Consider the following 19781-nt stretch of genomic DNA (forward strand, 5'->3'; position numbering starts at 1 on the left):
GTTGTCTCCTCTTTTTTGTTATGGCTTAAATGCCGGCCTTGGCGGCCGGCGCGTGCGCCTCGACGGCGTAGACGTGGTTTGCTCCGTGCATATTGGAGGCGAACACCAGCCACTTGCCGTCCGGCGTGAAGCGCAGATTCGGCTCGAGCCGGTAGTCATGCGCGGACATGTCGACCAGCCGGGTCGACCGGAACTGCTCGATCGTGACCAGCTTGTCGTTGTAGGAATCCAGCTCGGCGTCGACGATGGTTTCCGCCTGCAGCAGCGAGATCCATTTACCGTCCGGGGCGTGGGCCACCATGTCGAAGTCTCCGCCGTCGCTGGCGAAGGTCTTGTTGTCCGGGGCGATATTGAAGTGCACGCCCCAGTCGTTCTGCTCCACGCGCTTCCACACGCGCTTGCCCGTGGCCAGCTCCAGCCCCGCCACCCAGAACACCTGGCCGCGCGGCGTTTGCAGGTCGTACCACAGCCACTTGCCGTCCTGGCTGAAGAACTCGTGGCCCCAGATTTCCATGTTCATGGTGCGGGTGTGGACGCTGCGCAGGCCGGTGCCGTCGGCCTGGATCAGCTTGATGCGGTCCACGCGGTGCCATGGGCCTTCCATGCAGAAGCGGATCAGCTTTGGGTCGGTCGGCGAAAACTGGGCGTGGCCTATCCATGCCTCGGTGGTGTACAGCACCGTGCGCTGGCCGGTCCTGATATCAAGCGTGAACAGCTCGGCGGGCACGCGCGAAGCCCAGCGTTCCAGCATGCGCACGCCCTTGGCCTTGGCGAAGTTGAGCGGCTTGCCGTCCGGGCCGAGGGCCGCGTATTCGGCCTTGCCGAACTTTTCTATGCTAGCGGCATCCCTGGGCTGCAGCGGCTTGGCTCCATAGGTGACGGAGCCGAGCAGCAGCGTGTCGTCCGCATTGGCGCCGCTGATGCCGCCGGACGGAATGCGGGCCAGCTTGCGCACTTTTTTGGTATCGACGTGGATGGCGTAAATGGTCTTGGGCCGCTCCGCCGCCTCGCCGTCGCCCGCGTCGGTGACGGCGTAGACCGCCTCGCGGGTGTTGCGCAGCATGAACAGGAGTTCGTTCTCCTTGCCCTTCACCAGCAGCGTGGTGCTCCAGTCCTTCAGGCGCACGGCGGCGATGCCGGCGGGGGACTTGAGCACCATCACGTCGCCTTCGGGCGTGTAGGCCTGGCGGTAGAAATAAAGCACGCCCGAGCCTTCCTGGTCCGAAATGCGCAGGATGCGGCGGCCGGTTTTCGGGTCCGTCCATTGCTTGGGCGCCGGGCCTTGCGGCGCGGCCGGTGCGGCCTGCGCAGGCGATGCAGGCTGGTCAGCCTGCGCCATCGCCCGGCCCGGCGCGGACGCCATCGCCATCGGCAGCAGGGCGGATGCGCCCCACAGGCCTTTCAATACGGTGCGGCGGCGTGCTTGCGTCATGGCTGGCTCCTTGCTGGCTGCTTGAGCGCCGCCGGGTCATAGGCGAGGGCGCGCGTGGCGCGCATTTCCTGCTCGCGACGGGCTTTCTCGGCTTCGCCGATCACGGTGCGGGGAAGGACGGGCTGCGGCGTGGTGGCCAGGATGGTGGCTTCGTCGTCGCGCGCGACGGCCGGTTCGGGCAACGCTTGCACCGGGCCGTGCAGGTCCATCACTTCCAGCCCTGCCAGCAGGTAGGCGCCGGTGGCGTAAGGGCCAACATCGTCCGCGCTGGTCGGCACCGGGCGGTCGCCGGTCTTCTGCGCCGCGCCTATCAGGCCATTGGGCAGCACATGGCGGTTGAGCGCAGCCCAGCCTTTCAGTACGGCCGGCTGGTAGGCCTGCCTGTCCAGCAGGCCATGGTTGACGCCCCAGGCCAGCGCGTAGACGAAGAAGGCCGAACCCGAAGTTTCCGCCTCGGGGAAGCTCTTGGGATCGTTCAGGTCGCTGCGCCACAGGCCATCCGCCTGCTGCAGTTCGGCCACGCGGCTGGCCATCTTGCGGAAGATGCCGGTATAGAAATCGCGTCCCTTGAAGCTGGCGGGCATGGACTCCAGCGTGCGCGCCAGGCCGCCCATCACCCAGCCGTTGCCGCGCGCCCAGTACACCGGTTTGCCGCCGGCACCCTTGTGGTCCGCATCCTTGAAGCGTTCATCGCGCAGGAACAGGCGGTCCTGCTCAACCCACAGGCGGGCGGCGGTGCGGCGCCATTCCTTGTCCATGGCGCGCAGATACTTAGGGTCGCCGGTCAGCGCCGACTGCCGCGCCAGCACGGGTGGGGCCATGTACAGCGCGTCGCACCACCACCAGATCAGGGACGCGGTTTCCTGCGGACGGCTGAGATGGGGCGTCATGAAATCGAGGCGCTGCTGAAGCGGCATCAGCACGCCCTGCTGGCGGCGGCGCGCATACAGCTCCTGGTACAGATCGCCGATGGCCACTTCGTCGGCATTCAGCAGCGCGCGGTCGGCGCGCGCGCCCCGGAATGCGTAGTTGTAGTGCTCCGCCGTGGCGGTCAGGAAGCGCAGCGTGTTCTTGTCTTCGGAAACGCGCGCCAGGCGGGCTGCGCCCACGTAGAAGGTCGCGGCCACCCAGTTTGAGGAAATCTCGGACAGGTTGGAGCCGGTGGAGAGCTGGATGGGGCGGCGGCTCATGTCCGCGATCTGCGCGGCGGCCACGTATTCGAGCACCGGCAGCACGGCTGCGCGGGCGGGCAGCTGGTCCGCGGTGAAAGCCGTGTTGGGCCGCTTCGGCGCGGCGAGCCAGTTCGTTTCCACGCCCGCCACGTCGGCGGCGACGGGAGCGAAGCCGGTGATGTTGTCCGCGTCTTCCAGCGCGATAGGCACGCCGTTGCGGCTGACAATGCGGCTGCGCGCAAACTGGATATTGTGCGCATGGCGGATGGCGCCCAGCGCGTCCGCTTCCAGGTCCACGTCTTCAATGCGGATATTGTTCAGCGGCGCGTCGGCATAGCCTTCCAGCTCGACCGCCGTTTTCAGGCCCTTGGCCGTAACGCGGCTGATGCGGATGTCGCGCACCTGCGGCAGCCCCTGGGCGCGCGGCACCTGGGCCGTCAGCGTGTTCCAGTAGGCCGGGTAGTCCTTGATCGCGTCCGGAATCTTGGCGTAGCTATAGGCCGGGAACCAGTTCAGATTGATGCGGATGCCGGTTTCGGCCTGCTGCACGTCGACGTCGCGGATATCAATGTCCGAAGCGCCGCCGCCGCGCGTGGCGGCCGACTTGAACAGGATGCCGTAGCGTACCGGCCCCACCACCTTCAGGCCGTAGACCCGCACCTTGCGGATGCCGCCCGAGGTTTCCGAGCCGAAGGTCACGCCCGCATAGGCCGAGCGCACGGTCGAATTGCGGATGACCACATTCTCGGTGGGGCGGTTCACGCGCAGGCCGTCCGCATCGCGCCCGGCCTTCAGGCACAAGGCGTCGTCATTGGCGTCGATGTCGGCGTTCTCCACCAGCACCGTGTGGGAGGAGTCGATATCCACGCCGTCCGTCGAAGGGCCTTTGCCGTCGACGTTGTTGCGCACGGTGATGCCGGAGACTTTCACGTCGTGCGAATAAACCACCTGCACGGTCCAGAAGCCCGAGCGCTCCAGATTCAGCGGCGCGCCCTGCGGACCGTTGCCCAGTTCGATGCGGCTGGAATTGTAGACCTGGATCAGGCGCGGGCGCTGCGCGTCGTAGTCGGCGGCCCAGCGCAGGCCGCGCGCTTCGTAGTCGTAGCGAATGGCCTGGAAACGGTCCCAGAACACCTTGCCGTTGCCGTCCACCGTGCCTTCGCCATACACTTTGACGTCCTTCTGCTCGTAGATATTGAGCAGCGCCGCCGGCCAGGACAGCTCCACGCCCGCGATACGCGTCGGCATCACTGGATAAGCCTTGATGTCCTGCGCGCCCACCAGCTTCACGCCTTTGTCGATGCGCAGCGCCATGCCGGACTTGAGGAACAGCGAACCGGTAAGGTAGACGCCGGGCTGCAGCACCAGCGTGCCCTTGCGCGCCGCCGTCGCGTCGATGGCGTTTTGTAGCGCGGCCGTGTCGTTGCTCACACCGTCGCCCTTGGCGCCATAGGTTTCGGCGTGCACGATCACGCCGCTCAGGCCCTGCGGCGCGGCGATAGCGATGTCCTTGGCCGCCATCTCGGCGTGGACGTCCAGCGCCTTCTGCGGCGCGGCGTTGTACCAGGAATAGCCGTTGCGGCGGCCCTTGGAGATGTTGTTGACGTCGTCCTGTATGGACTTGTCCCAGTCGCCGAAGATAGGCTTGCCGGTACGGATGTCATAGTTGCGCGACCAGATGGGGCCTGCGCCCGGCTTGTCCACCAGCTTGCGGCCTTCCTCTTCGCTCACCTTGGTGAAGGCCTTGCCGTAGATGGCGTTCGCCTTGAGCCAGGCGATGCCCGCTTCCACCGAGGCCTTGATTTCCGGCGACGGATTCGGCTGGCGCATCAGGAACAGCAGTACCTCGCTGCTCTCCGCGCTGGCCAGCGAGCGCATCTCGTAGTTGCGCGCTGAAATGGGCTGCAGCGTGATGGCGTCCACCTGCTGCGGCCAGACGGTCTTTTTGCCGTCCACCACAACCTGCGCGTCAAGAATGGGTTTGATGGCGCGGGCGCTGGCGGCGCCTGCCTGCTGGCGCAGGTCCTGGGCCACAAAGGCGAAGTCCGCATGGCCTTCGGCGATATCCTCCAGGATCATGGCCGCTTCGGCCACCGCGTTGTCGTTGAAGGTGATGCCGTCGTGGAAGCCGCCTTCCAGCGGGTAGTTCTGCGGCCAGCCGCCGTTCGGGTACTGCGCCATCAGCAGATATTTGACGCCCTTGATGATGCTGGCGCGGTAGGCGTCGCCATCCTTGCCGGGGAAGCGTGCCTGCACGCGGCCCAGGAAGCGCATCTCGGTGGTGGTGGCGCCATTGTCCAGCGTGCCGACGAAGGTCCAGAAGCGGTCATGCGGCGCGTCGAAGCTGCCGGTGTTGAGCGCCATGGTTTCGGCGTCGTTGGCATAGCGCTGGCCGCGCAGGCGCGCAGGCTTGGTGCGGTCCTGGTTCTTGCTCCAGCCGCCCGACGGGGTCTGGAAGCTGGCGATGGTGTCCGCAATGGCGCGCGCTTCTGGCGTGCCGTACCAGGCGGCGTCTTTATTCAGCGGCATCTTGCTGCTGCCCGCCAGCGGAGGCGGCGGCGGCGTCTCGCCGGGCTGGAGTTCGGCGGCCAGGGTGTCGCGGTCGTACCGTTCCTGCTTCTGCGACCGCGCAATATAGTCGGCCCACGCGGCGCGCTGCGAGGCGGGTAGTTCGGCCAGGCGCGCCGCCGTCACTTCCGGAGCGGGGGTGTTGATGCCGACCACCGCGCTGAACGCCGGTGCGGCGAGTGCCAGGCACACGGCGCCGAACGCGCCCGTCCTTGTTGAAAATATCATTCTGTCTCCATCATCTTGTGCCGGGAACGCTGCCCCGTTAAGAGATAAGACTAGCGAAGACGAAGTTTCCTCAACCAAAACAGCAAACACGCAAGAACTTGATTAATTGGAGCCCTGCAGCGTATAAATCTTCACTTTCCGGCGCGCCCTATGGTTGAATGGCCAGCCCTGAATTGAAGATCAAGGCCAGCGACATGCGTCCCATCCTGCTTTCCCGCCGCCGTCTCATGCTCACCGCCGCCGCCGCCGCGTCCGCGCTGGCCCTGCCTGCGGCCGGCCACGCCGCGGCGCGGCGGATAGGCCCGGGGGAGCGCATAGACCGCAAGGCGCTGGTCACGCGGCACAATCCGGTGCTCACTGCGGTTGACCGTTCGGCGCCGCTCATGCTGGGCAACGGGAATATCGGCTTCACGGCGGACATCACCGGCTTGCAGACCTTCACCGAGGCCTACAGCAAGATCGCGCCCCTGCTCACGGAAGCGCAGTGGGCCTGGCACAGCTTCCCCAATCCACAGGGCCATACCGTGCGGGACACGCAAATCGACATCCCCGTGCAGGGCCACACGCGCCGCTATGGCTATATCAAGGACTGGGCCGAGGCCGCGAACAACCCGGCAGTGGCGTGGATACGGGAAAACCCGCACCGCTACTCGCTGGGCCGCCTGTCGCTGGACCTGCGCGCGAAAGATGGCTCGGCGGCGCGCTTTGCCGACATCAAGGAGACGCACCAGTCGCTGGACCTGTGGACCGGCACGCTGACCAGCCGCTTCGTCTACGACGGCGAGGCCGTCACCGTCGTCACCCGCGTGCTGCCTGAGCAGGACACCGTCATGGCCGAAGTAAGCTCCGCGCTGGTGGCGCAGGGGCGCCTGGCCGTGGCCGTGCGCTTCCCTGGCGTGTCCAAAACGCTCAATCCCGACCCTTCGGACTGGAACAATCCGGCCGCCCACAGCACCAGCGAGCTGCCGGGCAAGGCCGGCGAGCTGCGCCTGCAGCGCCGGATAGACGCCACCACCTACTACGCGGCGATCGCAGCGCCGGGCGCAGTGATAGAACGGACGGACGCCCACGCCTACCGCGCCGGGTCGACATCCCGCACCCTGACGGTGATGGCGCAGTTCTCTCCCGAGCCCGGCGCCGCCATGCCTGCTCCTGCTGCTGCGGCGGCGTCCGTGCAGCGGCACTGGCTGGATTACTGGAGCAAGGGCGGCATGGTCGATTTCTCGGGCTCCGCCGATCCCCGCGCCCATGAGCTGGAGCGCCGCGTGATCCTGTCCCAATACCTGATGGCGGTGAACGCCGCCGGCAGTTTCGCGCCGCAGGAGGAGGGGCTGTTTTCCAATAGCTGGAATGGCAAGTCGCACCTGGAAATGCATCCCTGGCACTCGGCGCACTTTGCGCTGTGGGGCCGCCCGCAACTGCTTGAACGGAGCTTGGGCTGGTACGCCGGCTTCCTGCCCAAGGCGAAGGCGCGCGCGGCGGAGCAGGGCTTGAAGGGCGCCTGGTGGCCAAAAATGATAGGGCCGGATGGCGCCGACAGCCCATCCAAGGTCTCGCCCTTCATCATGTGGCAGCAGCCGCACCCTATTTATATGAGCGAGCTGCTGTACCGGGCCGGTGGCGGTGGCGCGCGCGTGCTCAAGGCTTACGGCGAGCTGGTGGAGGAAACCGCAGCCTTGCTGGCGACCCTCGCGCATCTGGATGAACAGAGCGGCAAGGTGCGCCTCGGCCCGCCCATCATCCCGGTGCAGGAAAACTTCCCGCCGCTGAGCACCTTCGATCCGGCTTTCGAGGTGGCCTACTTCCGCTGGGGTATCGAGACGGCGCAGGCCTGGCGCGAGCGCGCGGGCAAGGCCCGCCGCGCCGACTGGGACGCCGTGCTGGCAAACTGGCCGGACCTGCCGCAGAAGGATGGCGTGTACCTGCCGGTGCGCTCCGAGCCGGACTTCTGGAACAAGGCGGCGGGCGCCTGCAAGTCGAACGCGCTGGAGGAGGACTGCCAGAACCGCGACCATCCTTCCTTCCTGATGCCGCTGGGCTGGCTGCCGGGGCGCGGGGTGGACAAGGCCGCGATGCGCCGCACGCTGGACCGCGTGAAGCGCGACTGGGACCTGCGCCAGACCTGGGGCTGGGACTATCCGATGATGGCCATGACCGCCGCGCGCCTGAACGCACCGGAGGAGGCGCTGTCCTGGCTGTTCTTCGACGCGAAAAACAACCAGTTCGGCAGCAGCGGCATGACGCCGCGCGTGCACCTGGACGCGCACGCCGCAGCCTTCGTGCCCACGGCCACGGGCGCCGGTGCGGAAGCGGGCGCGCGGCAGGACGCCGGCCCGGACGGTCCCGGCTACCAGCGCGCGGCGGAGACCTACTTCCCGTCCAACGGCGGCCTGCTGCTGGCCGTCGCGCTGATGGCCGGCGGCTGGGACGGAAACGCGGGCGCCGCGCCGGGCTTCCCTAAAACCGGCTGGAAAGTCCGGGCCGAAGGCATATTGCCGTCGCTATGACAGCGTTTCGCTGATTGTCCTGCCGTTGATTTTGACGTTCTTCAGCACCACGTTGCGGGCGTTGTGCAGGAATACCGGCTGGCCGGCGTTGCGTGCGGTGCCAAAGTCGCAGTCGGTGATGGAGATGTTCGTCACCGGCAGGATGGCAGTTCCCGCCGGCCCGTTGAAGCTGGCCGCGACAGGACCGAGTATCACCACGGCCTGGTAGCAGGAGTAGTCGCCGTCCGCCATGTTGACCGTCCCGGCCCGTAGGTTGGAGATGTGCACGTCCGACACGCTGGGTGGCCGCGTGCGCACGCCGTCGTCTCCCGTTGCGTAGTTGCAGTCTATGGTGACGATGGCGCCGCCGCCGGTGGCCGGCTTGCCGCGCTTGTCGCGCGCGTCCACGCCATTGGGCAGCCGGACGTCGCGCACATACAGGTGGCGCAGGAAACCGCCACGGTTCATATTCGTCTTCAGCCGGATCGCGCTGCCCAGCGGATCGGTGGCCCAGTGCGCATTGCGGAATTCGATCTTCTGCGCGTACACATGCTCGATGCCGGCCGCCATCTCGCTGCCCAGCGTTACGCCGCCGTGGCCGCTGTTCATGATGCAGTTCTGGATGACCACGTTGCGCGTCGGGCCGAACTGCGTGTCGCGGTTCTTGCCGGACTTGATGGCGATGCAGTCGTCGCCGGTGTTGAAGGTGCAGCCGTCCACCAGCACCGTGTCGCAGGATTCCGGGTCGAAGCCGTCGTTGTTCGGGCCTATGCTCTCCATGTTCACTTTGCTGAAGCGGACATTGCGGCAGTCGACCGGATGGTGCATCCAGAACGGCGACGCGACGGCCTGGTAGCCTTCCATCACCACTTCGCTGCAGCCGATGAATTCGACCAGGCATGGCCGCAAGTGGTGGCCCACGCCGAACACACGCCGCGCCAGCGGCACGCCGGCCTCGGACAGCGCCGGCAGGTAGCGCGTGTCGCCGTTCCAGCGCGGGTGCTCGCCCTGTATCAGCGCGCGTTCGGCAGGGCCCAGGCCCGGCGCCACCGCGTCGAGCGGCAGGTTGAGCGGATTGACGGTGGCGGCGCTGACTTCGTCGCCTCTGCGGTCCATCCAGCCCCACCAGGAGCTGTCGCCGGATTCAAACGGCACGCCGGCCTGCCCATTGAGCACGCTGGTCCAGTCGGCGCCGGTCAGGGCGATGTTGGTCTGCTTGTAGGCATACACCAGCGGCGAATAGTTGAGCACGTCGTTGCCTTGCCAGCGCGAGACCACCAGCTTGCCGCGTTCGCCGCAGTCGATATCGCCGTATTTTGCGTAGTCGGCCGGGTTGGCGCTGAAGTAGACCTGCGCGCCCGAGGCCAGGTGCACGTGCACATTGGAGCGCAGCACGATGGGGCCTTTGCAGTACCAGCTTCCCGCCGGGATCAGCACGCGGCCGCCGCCCGCCTGGTGGCAGGCCGCGATGGCGGCGGCGATGGCGGGATGGCAGTCGTGCGAACCGGGCGCGGGCGTCTTCACTTCCCACTGCACTTTGCGCCAGGTGGACGTGGCGGCCACCAGCCGGCAGGACTTCGCGCCGAATGCGGTGACAGGGAAGTCCTCGTTGCGGAAGCTGGGCGGCCTGCTGCAGCGGGCGATGATGTCCTGCGCGCGCTGCCAGGGATCCGCGCTGGACTGGGCCGAGGCGAAGGGAACAGCAGTTGCCGTGGCCGCCGCGAGGGCGCTGGCATTGCGCAGAAAGGTGCGGCGGTGCGGATTGCTTGCGTCGTTCATGGTCAAGGTGGCCTTGTCTACATGGTGCGGAAGGTGACGCCGGCCATGATGCGGCGGCCGGAGTAGTTAAAGTCGAGCAGGTTGGGCGTGCCGTCGGCAAAGGGGGCGAACCGCCCCTGGCTATTGGACGTGGTGGCGTTGGCCAGGTTGCGTCCTTCGATGAAGAACTCTATGTTGGGACGCCATTTGTAGGACAGCTTGGCGTCCACGTAGCGCGTGCCGTCCTTGAAGTTCGGCGAGCCCGGGTTGTAGGGGAAGCCGGTGCGCACCGGCGCCGCGTTGGGGTAGTTGTTCACGCCCGCAGCGCCGCAGGAGGCGATGCAGTTGAAGTAGGCCGCCACCGCCTGCACCGCCACGCGCGCGGCCAGCTTGCCGTCGTCGTACCAGAGCGCCCAGTTATAGGTGTACTTGGATTCGCGCGCCGGCGGCAGCGGTGCGCCGGTCAGCAGGTCCACGATGTTCTCGGTGCTCGACTTTGAGCGCTGCTTGCTGTAGTTGGCGTCGATGCCGGTATGGCGCAGCAGCGAGGGCAGGAAGGTGAAGGCGGTCTTGGCGCCCAGTTCCAGGCCGGTGCGGCTGGAGGCCGCGCCGTTCATCCAGGTGGAGTAGTCGAACAGCGTGTCCGTGAAGGGGGCGCCTGCGCCAGCCGCCAGCGGCGCCTGCAAGGGGACGTGCGATACGCCCTGCGGCACCGCCGCGCCAACCTTGCCGCGCTGACGGAATACGGCTGCGCTGAACATGGTGTCGCGGTTGGGATAGTATTCGAGCGAAAGGTTCTGGTTCACATTCTGCTGCGCCCGCAGCAGCGGATTGCCTATGGTGCCGGAGCACTTCTGGAACACTTCGCTGTCGTCCTCGCTGCGCTCGTCGAAGGTGCAGACGCCGGACGGCAGCAGGCGGGAGACCGGCGGCCGCGCCACGGTGCGGGCCGCGCTGTAGCGGGCCACCAGCTGGTCCGGCACCAGCCACAAGGCCAGGTTAAGGCTGGGCAGGATGTCGCTGGCCTCCGCGTCCGTCCGGGTGGCTTGCGAAACACGCGTGGTGACGATGCCGCCGGGCGCGTCGCGGTTGAGCGGGTCGTAGGCGTCGGTCTTGGTGATGGCCACGAAGGTCATCATGCCGGTGCCGTTGACGCGGGTGCGCACGTAGCGCACGCCCACGTTGCCGTCCAGTTCCAGGCCGAAGGGCAGGGCGCTGAAGTCGCCCATCAGGTAGAACGCGGAGGCGCGCTCCTTGAGCTGCGCGTAGGGCTGGTCGTAGACTTTGCCGTCGCTTGCCTTGCAGCGCTTCACGCAGTCGAAGTTGGCGTTCGGGATGCCCACCAGAGAGAACACCTTTTCCACGTCGATCTGGGTCCAGTTGTCCATCAGCCCTTGCGGACTGTCTTTTGCGCCGTGGAAGAAGCTGGTGGGCGTGGCCTTGAGTATCATGGTCTGCCGCAGCAGGTCCATAAACTGCGGCAGGGTCATGACGGCCAAACTGTCGAAGGCCTGGCGCGTGTTGTCCTTCATGATGAGGCCATACTGGCACTTGTTGCCGCCGGGCGCCAGCGAGCCAGGCGTGTCCTGGCAGCCGTACAGCGTGCTGCGCAAGGTGGGCGAAGGCAGCACCAGCGGCGCCACGTAGCCGGGCTGGCCGTACACGCCCACCGGATCGCGCAGGATGTAGCCGCCGTTGTTGATGGTCCAGCTCTTGCTGCCGGTGTCGCGCAGATTGAAGCCGGACTTGATGCGCTTGAAGAATGGGACACTTTCCGGCATGGCGTAGGCCATGTCCAGCTTCGCGGTGCGCTCCCCGCTTTCGCGGATCTGCGGCTCCCACGTCACGTTGGGCGACGAGGTTACCGCCTGCTGCTGCTCGGCGGTATATGCCGGCACCGCCTGCGTATTGTAGGGACCGGGCAGGATGGCCGCGCTGGCGCCGTTCGGGAACAGCTTGGCGTAGCGCTCGAAACTCTGTTCCTTGATGGGGTCCGTCTCGGGGAAGGTGTAGCCCCACAAGCCGTTCGACAGCAGCCTGGCGGTGGCCGGGCCGTAGTAGTCGGTGAAGGAAAGGCGCTTGGCGCCGCGCCGGAAGTCGGAGCCCGCGTCGCCCACGAAGAAGTCTGCAGACAGGCCGCCGCGCTTGAAGCTGCCGCCCAGCTGCAGGTATTTCGCGGTGGTGAGGCCGATGTCGTGCAGCTGGTCGGTCCGCGCCGCGCCGCCCTGGAAGGTGTATTGCGTGAGGTGGTGGGCGGCGTCCACCACCACCGATCCCGGCACCGTGTTCGGCACGCCGTTGACGATGGCAAGGTTGCCCAGGCTGTAGGCCAGCACGTTGATGTCGTTGTGGCGCTTGTTGTAGCTGGCTTTGGCGTAGACGGTCAGCTCGTCGCTGACCTTGAAGTCGGCGCGCAGGTCGAGATTCTTGCGGCGGTCGATTTCGCGCTTGACCAGATAGCGCGGAGCGGACGGGGTGTAGTCGTTCCACTGGTTCAGGCACGTTGCCAGCTCGTTGCCGCGCTGGGTCTGCGCCGCAAGGCGGGCCGCCGGCGAGATGGCGTTCAGCTGGGCCGCGCCCAGGGCCGGGAAGGCGGTGGCGCAGTCTTCCTTGGTCCGCGCCGCCGCCGAACGGGTGACGATGTCCAGCGGGGTGCCCGAGTTGAAGAAGCCGCCGCCGGACAGCGGCGATTGCAGCAGCGGCGTGCTTGCGGCCAGGTCCGCCTTGTTGACGGTGCCGGGCTGGAAGCTGAAGGTCTTGTCCGGCGAGTTGTCGAAGTCATACAGGCGGAAATAGCCTTGGTTGCCGTTGCCTGCGGCCTGCGCCGAGTGGCCTTCGTTGAGCAGGGTGGTGCTGGAGGCGTTGAGCAGCAGGCCAAGGCGGCCGTCCAGGTACTTGTCCGACAGGATGACGTTGGCGTCCGGCTGCCACTGCCTGTTCAGCGAGTGCTGGGTCGCGCCCAGGCGCAGCGATGCGTAGGGCTTCTTGAAATCCAGGCCGGTGCGGGTCTTGATGATGATGCTGCCGCCCAGCGACCCCTCGACCATGTCTGCGGTGGAGCCCTTGACCACGTCCACGCTCTTGATCAGGTCCGCCGAAAGCTGGCGGAACTCGACGGCGCGGCCGTCGCCGCCGCCGTTCATGTCTGAGCCGCCGGCCGATTGCACGGCTTGGCCGTCCAGCTCCACGCGGGTCAGCTCCGGGCCGTTGCCGCGCACTGCGACGTTCACGCCTTCGCCAAAGTCGCCCCGGTCCAGCGCAATGCCTGCCATGCGCGAGATGGCTTCGCCGATATTGCGGTCCGGGAGCGAGCCCACGTCCTCGGTGACAATGGAGTCCATGGCGGTGGCGGCGTTCTTCTTGCGCTCTATGCCCGACTGCTGCGCAGCGCGCGTGCCCACCACCAGCACCGGCGGCAGTTCCGGCAGCGCGGGCGCCGCGCCGCATGCCGTTGCCGCGTCGCTGGAGTCGGGTTCGGACGGCGCGCGCTTCAGTATCACCACGGTGCCGCTGGCGCCAACCCTGCCCGCCAGGTCGGTGCATGCCAGCAGCCGGGTGACAGCCTCGGAGGTGGTCAGTGCGCCCGCCAGCGCATTGGTAGCGACGCCGTCCAGAATGTCGGCCGACACCAGGATGTTGATGCCGGCCTGGCGCGCAAACTCCGGAATGGTGTCCGTCGCGGGGCCGGCCGGAATATTGTAGGGCCGCGCAGTCTCATGCGCTGCCTGGGCAGCCGCCGGCGCCGCGTGCGCCAGCGCGCCCACGGCGACGATGCCTACTTGCGCAACGATTGCACGCATTTACTGGCGGCCAATGAAAATCGTGTCCGCAGTAATGGTCACCGGCACCGCCAGCACCGTGCTCACATCGTTGGCGAACAGCTCGGGCTCGTCCAGCTTGTACTGCCCGAACAGGCGTTTTCCACCCAACGCTGCATCGGCGATGACGATGGGTTTGGCGCTGTAGCGGTTGAAGTCGGCGACGGCGTCGCTCAGTGTCTGGTTCTTCAGTACCAGCTTCCCCTCGCGCCAGGCCAGCTTGCGGCTGACTTCCGCAGGCTGGCGGCTCACGGAAATGGGGCTGGCGCCAGGCGCCAGGAAGGCCCGTTCGCCCACGGTCAGCTGGCGCCGTTCCGCATTGCGGCCCTCGCTCCAGACCTCCACCGTGCCCTCGGTCACCAGCACTTCCGTCCCTTGCTCGAAGCGCCGCACCGAGAACGCGGTGCCCACCGCGCGGATGCGCGCGTCCCCCGATGCAACGATGAAGGGCTTGGACTTGTCCTTGGCCACCTCGAACCAGGCTTCGCCCTGCTGCAGTTCGATCTTGCGCTGGTGCTGTGTGAACTCCACCGCGATCCGGCTGCCGCTGTTGATGGTGGCAATGGACTTGTCCTGCAGCGGCACCTTGCGGAATTCACCCTTGGCCGTGGCCAGCACCTTGTCATCGTGGACGGCTGATAAGCTCATCACGCCCACGGTCGCGGCGACGCAGGCTACCATCGCGGCCGCCATCCAGCCGCGCCGGGACGACAGGGGCCGTTTGGCCGCACGCGCGTGTTCCGGCGCAAGCGATTGCGGCGCCGTCGCGAGATCGATCGCGTTGTAAATTGCCATGGCGCGCACATACGCGCCCTGGTGCCGCGTATCGGCCGCATACCATGCGTTGAACTGGGCGCTTTCCTCTTCGCCGAGGCCGCGCGCAAATTTGCGCGTCACCCATTCGAAGGCTTCGTTGTCAATCTTTGGCATTGATTCTCTTGGCCGGGCGCTTGCCCGGGATGAAATTGCTGACCACAGCTTCCTGCTGCATGCCGTACTGGGCGATCATTTCCGACATCAGCCGCATGCCCTTCATCATCTCGTGTTCCACCACGCCGCCGGTCAGGCCCAGCGTTTCGGCGGTCTCCTGCTGCGAAAGGCCATGTATTCTACGCGCCCGGAACACGCTTTTGCAGCGGTCCGGCAGATTGGCCACCAGTCCTATCACCCATTCCAGCTCGGAGCGCGCAAATACCACGCGTTCGGGCGAGGGCGCCGTGTCCGCAATGTCCAGCTCTTCCAGGTTGGCCAGGGCCTCGATATGGACCACGTTGTCGCGCTTGATGCGGTCCAGGACGATGTTTTTCGCGGCGCGGAACACAAAGGGCTTGGGATCGCGCACATGGTCCAGGCTGGGCATGGACAGGATGCGGTAACAGGTCTCCTGCACCACGTCGTCCACCTCCGCCGGTCCGATACAGACGCGGCGCAGCATGCGGCGCAGTTCCGCTTCATGCGGCAAAAAATGTATTGTCAGCCAGTCAACCACTTCAGTGTGCATAAGCCCGCCCATTCATGCTTCCCCGGATTTGCTTGCGCTTCCGTTTGCGCTTCCATTTAATGGCTATCATGCCCGTTTTTGCCCGCTCCTTATGAAAAGTGTCGCGGATATGATTCCATTAGTCATAAAGTTGATTGTTCTGATCATTTTTTGTGGCATATCCTTGGCAAACATTTTCATTCCAATCAAGGAGACGTATTTAATGAATGCCTCGAAGCTGCGCCGCTGTGTGACCAGTGCGCTCGTCGCCGGCCTGTTCCCGGCTGCGTTCAACGTATCGGCCCAGGAAGCGCCAGTCGCCCAGGAAAAAGGGCCGGCTGCGGCCGACGCCATGCTGCACGCGCTGGTGGTGGACTATCCCACCCCGTACCGCGCCATGGACACGGCCGAAGTGAAGGCGGTGCTGGACCGCGTGTTCACCTACCTGGACCGTACCACGCCGGCGGAACTGGTCCACAAGGCCGACGGCTCGCCCGTGACCGACCTGACCCGGCCCGATCCGGATGCGGTGATCAAGCCGGGCGACTTCCGCCTGACCAGCTACGAATGGGGCGTTACCTACATCGGCATGCTCGCTGCGGGCGCGGCCACCGGCGACAAGCGCTACACCGACTACACGATCAAGCGCCACCAGCTGCTGTCCCAGCTGACCAAGACTTACTATCCGGTGGTGCAGGCCGACCCGAAGAATGCGCACGCGCCCATCAAGAGCTTCCTGAACCCGCACGCGCTGGATGACGCGGGCGCGCTGTGCCACAGCTTCATGAAGGCCAAGCTGGGCGGCTCGACGGTCGATTACTCGCAGATGATAGGCATTTGCGGCGACTTCGTGACCAAGAAAGAGTACCGCCTCAAGGACGGCACGCTGGCGCGCGGCGGCCCGGATGGCAAGGGCGGCGTGAAAATGCGTCCGCTGCCGGACACCATGTGGCTGGACGATATGTTCATGGGCGTGCCGACCATGGCTTACCTGGGCGCCGTCACCGGCGACCGCAAGCACTTCGACGACGCCACCAAGCAGGTGCTGCAGTTCTCCAAGCGCATGTTCAATCCCAAGCTGGGCCTCTACATGCACGGCTACGTGGAAGGCCTGCGCGACCATCCTGAAATGCGCTGGGCGCGCGCCAACGGCTGGGCTGTGATGTCCATGGTTGAAATCCTGGAAGTGCTGCCGAAGAACCACAAGCAGTACAACGCGGTGCTGGAGCAGCTGCGCGCCCACATCAAAGGCCTGGCCGGATACCAGACCCGCGACGGCTTCTGGCACCAGCTGATCGACCGTCCGGACACCTACCAGGAAACCTCCGCCACCGCGATCTACACCTACGCCATCGCCCGCGCCGTCAACCGCGGCTACGTGGACGCGCAGATGTACGGCCCGATGGCCAACCTGGCCTGGAACGCGGTAGCCAGCAAAGTGACGGCCGTTGGCCAGATCGAAGGCATCTGCGTGGGCACCGGCATGGCGTTCGACCCGGCGTTCTACTCCTACCGTCCAACCAGCGTGAAGGCGGCGCACGGCTATGGCCCGGCACTGCTGGCCGGCGCCGAGATCATCGAGATGAACAAGAAATACAAGTTCGGCTTGAACGACAGCGGCCTGATGTTCCAGGGCGCGCGCTAAGCAGCCCGGCCGGCCCGGTATTCAACCGGGCCGGCTAGTTCGTGGCAACCAGCCGCCGCCTTGGCGGCTTCTTACTGGATTGCGTCACATGTTCCCCTTCAAACTCGCCCCGGTGGCGGCCATGCTGGCTGCCGCATTCATGGCAGGCGGCGCAGCTTCCGCCGCCACCTCCGCTTCAGCTTACCCCTCCAGCGAAGCCGCCTATACGCGTTCGCTGAACGGCAACTGGTCCTTCAAATACCTCCCCAGCCTGGAGATAGGCGCCGATGGCGGCTTTGCCGCGCCTCAGTTCGACGCATCTGCCTGGGCGACCATTCCGGTGCCCGCCAACTGGGAGCTGAAGGGCTTTGCCGAGCCGTCCTATGCGGACGAACTGAAGGACGGGCTGGGCCTCTATCGCCGCAGCTTCCGCGTGCCTGCGGACTGGCGCGGCCGGCGCGCCTTCCTGCGCTTTGAAGGCGTGGCCTTCGGCTACGAGGTCTGGGTGAACGGGAAGAAGGCGGGCGAGTCCTCTGCCAGCGCTTTCAATCGCCATACTTTCGACGTGAGCGCGCTGCTGCTGCCGGATTCCAATGCGGACAACGTGCTCGCCGTGCGCGTCACCACCAAGCCGCACGGCTTTGAATTCGACCTGAATGACGACTGGTCCTTGTCCGGCATCTACCGCGACGTTACGCTGTTTTCTCTGCCCGCCGCGTACTTGCAGGACTACAGCACCAAGACGCGCTTGCTGGACGGTGGCGCAGCCGAACTGACCGTGCAGGCGGAGCTGAGCCAGTCGGACGCCGACGTGCGCGCCGTGCTGCTGGCGCCGGACGGCCGCACCGTGGGCGAGTTCTCCTTGCCCCGTTCGGGCGACGCGCACCGCGCAGGCGTCATCCGCATTGCCGCGCCCCGGCTGTGGACCGCCGAAACGCCGTCGCTGTACCGGCTGCGCCTTACCGTGTCCGCCGGCGGCAAGACCTTGCAGACGGTGGAGGAGCGCATAGGCCTGCGCGAAGTCAGCATAGCCAACGGCGTGCTGCTTCTGAACGGCCGCCCCATCAAGCTGCGCGGCGTGAACCACCATGATCTGGATGCCAAGACCGGCCGCGCCGTCACGGAAGCGCAGATGCGGCAGGACCTGGCGCTGATGAAGCAGGGGAATGTCAACTTCGTGCGCACCTCGCATTACCCGCCGCACCCGCGCCTGCTGGAACTGTGCGATGAGCTGGGCTTTTACGTGATGGACGAAGTGGCCATCGGCCATGGCGAGAAGAACCTGGAAAAACCGGATTACCGCGATGCCATCCTGGCGCGGGTGGTGCCCACCATTGCGCGCGACAAGAACCGGCCTTCGGTGCTGATCTGGAGCATAGGGAACGAGAATCCCATCACGGACGCGGAGATGGAAGCCGGGCGCATCGCCAAGCGGCTCGATCCGACGCGGCCCATCACCTATCCCAAAATAGGCAGCTACTTTGCCAAGAACTACGAGCGCATTCCGGATTTTGTGGACCTGTACTCGCCGCACTACCCAAGCAACGCCACGCTGGCGGGCTACGCGCAGAAGCTGAAGCGGCCCACCATACTGACCGAGTACGCGCACGCGCTGGGTCTGGCCACGGACCGCATCCAGGTGCAGTGGGACATCATCCAGGCCAATCCCGTCTTCGCGGGCGGCGCCATCTGGCACTTCCACGACCAGGGGCTGCTGCGCGCCAGCAGCCGGCCGGTGGACACCGGCAAGCCCACGCAGACGGCGTGGCTGGACCAGTATCACCACTACGACACCCACGGCCTTGATGGAGCGGACGGACTGACCTACGCAGACCGCACGCCGCAGGTTGACTTCTGGCAGATGCGCAAAGTGTATGCCCCGGTGCAGTTCGCCGAACGTTCCGCAGCCGTGCGGCCGGGTGCGCAGGAGATCGCGCTGACGGTGGAGAACCGCTACGACTTCCGCGCGCTGCGCGGCGTAAAGCTGCTGTGGGCATTGCAGCGCAACGGCAAAAGCATCCAGCAGGGCAGCCAGGCCCTGAGCGCCGCCGCGCGCGGGCAGCAAACCGTGCGCATCCCGGTTTCCGTGCCGGCCGGCACAGATGGCGACGTGCTGGCGCTGCATGCGCGCGCCGTGGACGAGCAAGGCTTGCAGATTAACGAGCGCACGGTGCGGCTGGATCTGGCAGGCGCGCGCAGCGGCTGGACCGCCAGCTTGCCGTCGCAAGGCGAACCGGAAGTGAACGAGAGCGCGGACGGCGTGACGGTGGCGCTGCCGCAATGGACGCTATCCGTGCAGCGCGCTTCGGGCGAACTCACCATCCGCGACCGCGCGGGCAAGGTGCTGGTGGCCGGCATTTATCCCCACAGCGGCCGCAAGCCGACGATGGCGGAAGCGCTGCGCGCCAAGACGTCGCCCCTGTGGCTGTCGTCCACGCTGACCAGCCTGGAGCAGCCGGTGGTGAAAGTGGAGCAGGGCGGCGGCAAGGTGCGCCTCGCTGTGTCGGGCCGCTATCCGCTGCATGACGAAGCCGCCGCGCGCTTCGCCGCCATCCAGGCGGCCGCACCGGCGGCTGGCGCCGACGACCTGCTGCCCGGCGCAAGCGGCGCAGCCAGCGCGTCCAAACTGGGCAGCGGCAAGGGAGGCCTGGCAGGCGGCTATCAGCTGGAGATCGCCGCCAACGGCAGTATCGCCGTCAGCTACGACTACGCGTCGTTTGACGCCGTGGGCAGCATGTCCGAAGCCGGGTTGTCGGTGCTCGCCCCCGCCGGTACGGACGAATTCCGCTGGATAGGCCAAGGGCCGTATGCAGGCTATCCCGGCAAGGACAGGCTCAATGAATTCGGCCTGTACCACCTGAACCGCGCCGACCTGCGCTTCCAGGGCAACCGGCGGGAGACCGAACTCGCCGTGCTGAGCTCCGCCGGCGGCGCCGGCTTTGCGCTGGCAACGCCCGCAGCCGATGTGGCGGTGGAGCGCAATGGCGACGGCACGCTGCTAAGCCACAACGCCCTGATCGCCAGCCCCGGCAACAAGGGCACAACGCCGGAAATCGCCATCCCGCTGGATGCGCCGCGCCGTATTGCAGGCTCGTTCACGCTGCTGCCCGTGTCGGACGCCTGGCCGTCGCCGCTGGTGCGCTGGTTCGGCAAGCCTGTCGCGGCCAAGGACGTGTTCAAACCCTTCGTCCACAGCTACGATCAATAAAGGGCAG

Annotated in this window: 9 protein-coding genes; 3 read left to right on the forward strand and 6 right to left on the reverse strand. The window is 66.4% G+C overall.

Annotated features, from left to right (window positions below):
- Positions 1-25 precede the first annotated feature (25 nt).
- Positions 26-1432: an oligogalacturonate lyase family protein gene (locus GTP77_RS05425; protein WP_161071168.1), complete on the reverse strand. Its 1407-nt coding sequence runs from the start codon at positions 1430-1432 to the stop codon at positions 26-28.
- Positions 1429-5400 carry a pectate lyase gene (pelA, locus tag GTP77_RS30310; protein ID WP_223149307.1) on the reverse strand — a complete coding sequence of 1324 codons (3972 nt, stop codon included), beginning with the start codon at positions 5398-5400 and terminating at the stop codon, positions 1429-1431. Before pelA ends, GTP77_RS05425 begins: the two co-directional genes overlap by 4 nt.
- A gap of 158 nt (positions 5401-5558) precedes the next feature.
- Between pelA and GTP77_RS05440 the strand changes: the two genes are divergently transcribed.
- The gene (locus GTP77_RS05440) at positions 5559-7907 is read left to right on the forward strand and encodes a hypothetical protein (RefSeq protein WP_223149308.1); all 2349 of its coding nucleotides are present in this window, start codon (positions 5559-5561) and stop codon (positions 7905-7907) included.
- Here GTP77_RS05440 and GTP77_RS05445 read toward each other — a convergent pair.
- Genes GTP77_RS05445 through GTP77_RS05460 form a run of 4 tightly spaced genes read right to left on the reverse strand, consistent with a single transcriptional unit; the run spans position 7902 to position 14963 of the window.
- Positions 7902-9665 carry a glycoside hydrolase family 28 protein gene (locus GTP77_RS05445; protein WP_161071169.1) on the reverse strand — a complete coding sequence of 588 codons (1764 nt, stop codon included), beginning with the start codon at positions 9663-9665 and terminating at the stop codon, positions 7902-7904. The genes GTP77_RS05440 and GTP77_RS05445 overlap by 6 nt on opposite strands.
- Before the next feature lie 17 nt (positions 9666-9682).
- On the reverse strand, positions 9683-13444 hold the full coding sequence (locus GTP77_RS05450) for a TonB-dependent receptor (protein ID WP_161071170.1): 3762 nt from the start codon (positions 13442-13444) through the stop codon (positions 9683-9685).
- Positions 13445-14392 carry a FecR family protein gene (locus GTP77_RS05455; protein ID WP_161071171.1) on the reverse strand — a complete coding sequence of 316 codons (948 nt, stop codon included), beginning with the start codon at positions 14390-14392 and terminating at the stop codon, positions 13445-13447.
- Positions 14379-14963 (reverse strand): RNA polymerase sigma factor, encoded by a 585-nt coding sequence (locus GTP77_RS05460; RefSeq protein ID WP_161071172.1) that lies wholly within the window; start codon positions 14961-14963, stop codon positions 14379-14381. The genes GTP77_RS05455 and GTP77_RS05460 overlap by 14 nt, the downstream gene beginning before the upstream one ends.
- A 202-nt stretch (positions 14964-15165) precedes the next feature.
- Between GTP77_RS05460 and GTP77_RS05465 the strand changes: the two genes are divergently transcribed.
- The gene (locus GTP77_RS05465; RefSeq protein WP_161071173.1) at positions 15166-16587 is read left to right on the forward strand and encodes a glycoside hydrolase family 88/105 protein; all 1422 of its coding nucleotides are present in this window, start codon (positions 15166-15168) and stop codon (positions 16585-16587) included.
- Between the two features lie 88 nt (positions 16588-16675).
- Complete coding sequence (locus GTP77_RS05470; protein WP_161071174.1) at positions 16676-19774, forward strand: glycoside hydrolase family 2 TIM barrel-domain containing protein; 3099 nt, start codon at positions 16676-16678, stop codon at positions 19772-19774.
- The last annotated feature ends 7 nt before the right edge of the window (positions 19775-19781 follow it).

The organism is Pseudoduganella aquatica (genome assembly GCF_009857595.1).
GTDB classification, from domain to species: domain Bacteria; phylum Pseudomonadota; class Gammaproteobacteria; order Burkholderiales; family Burkholderiaceae_D; genus Rugamonas; species Rugamonas aquatica_A.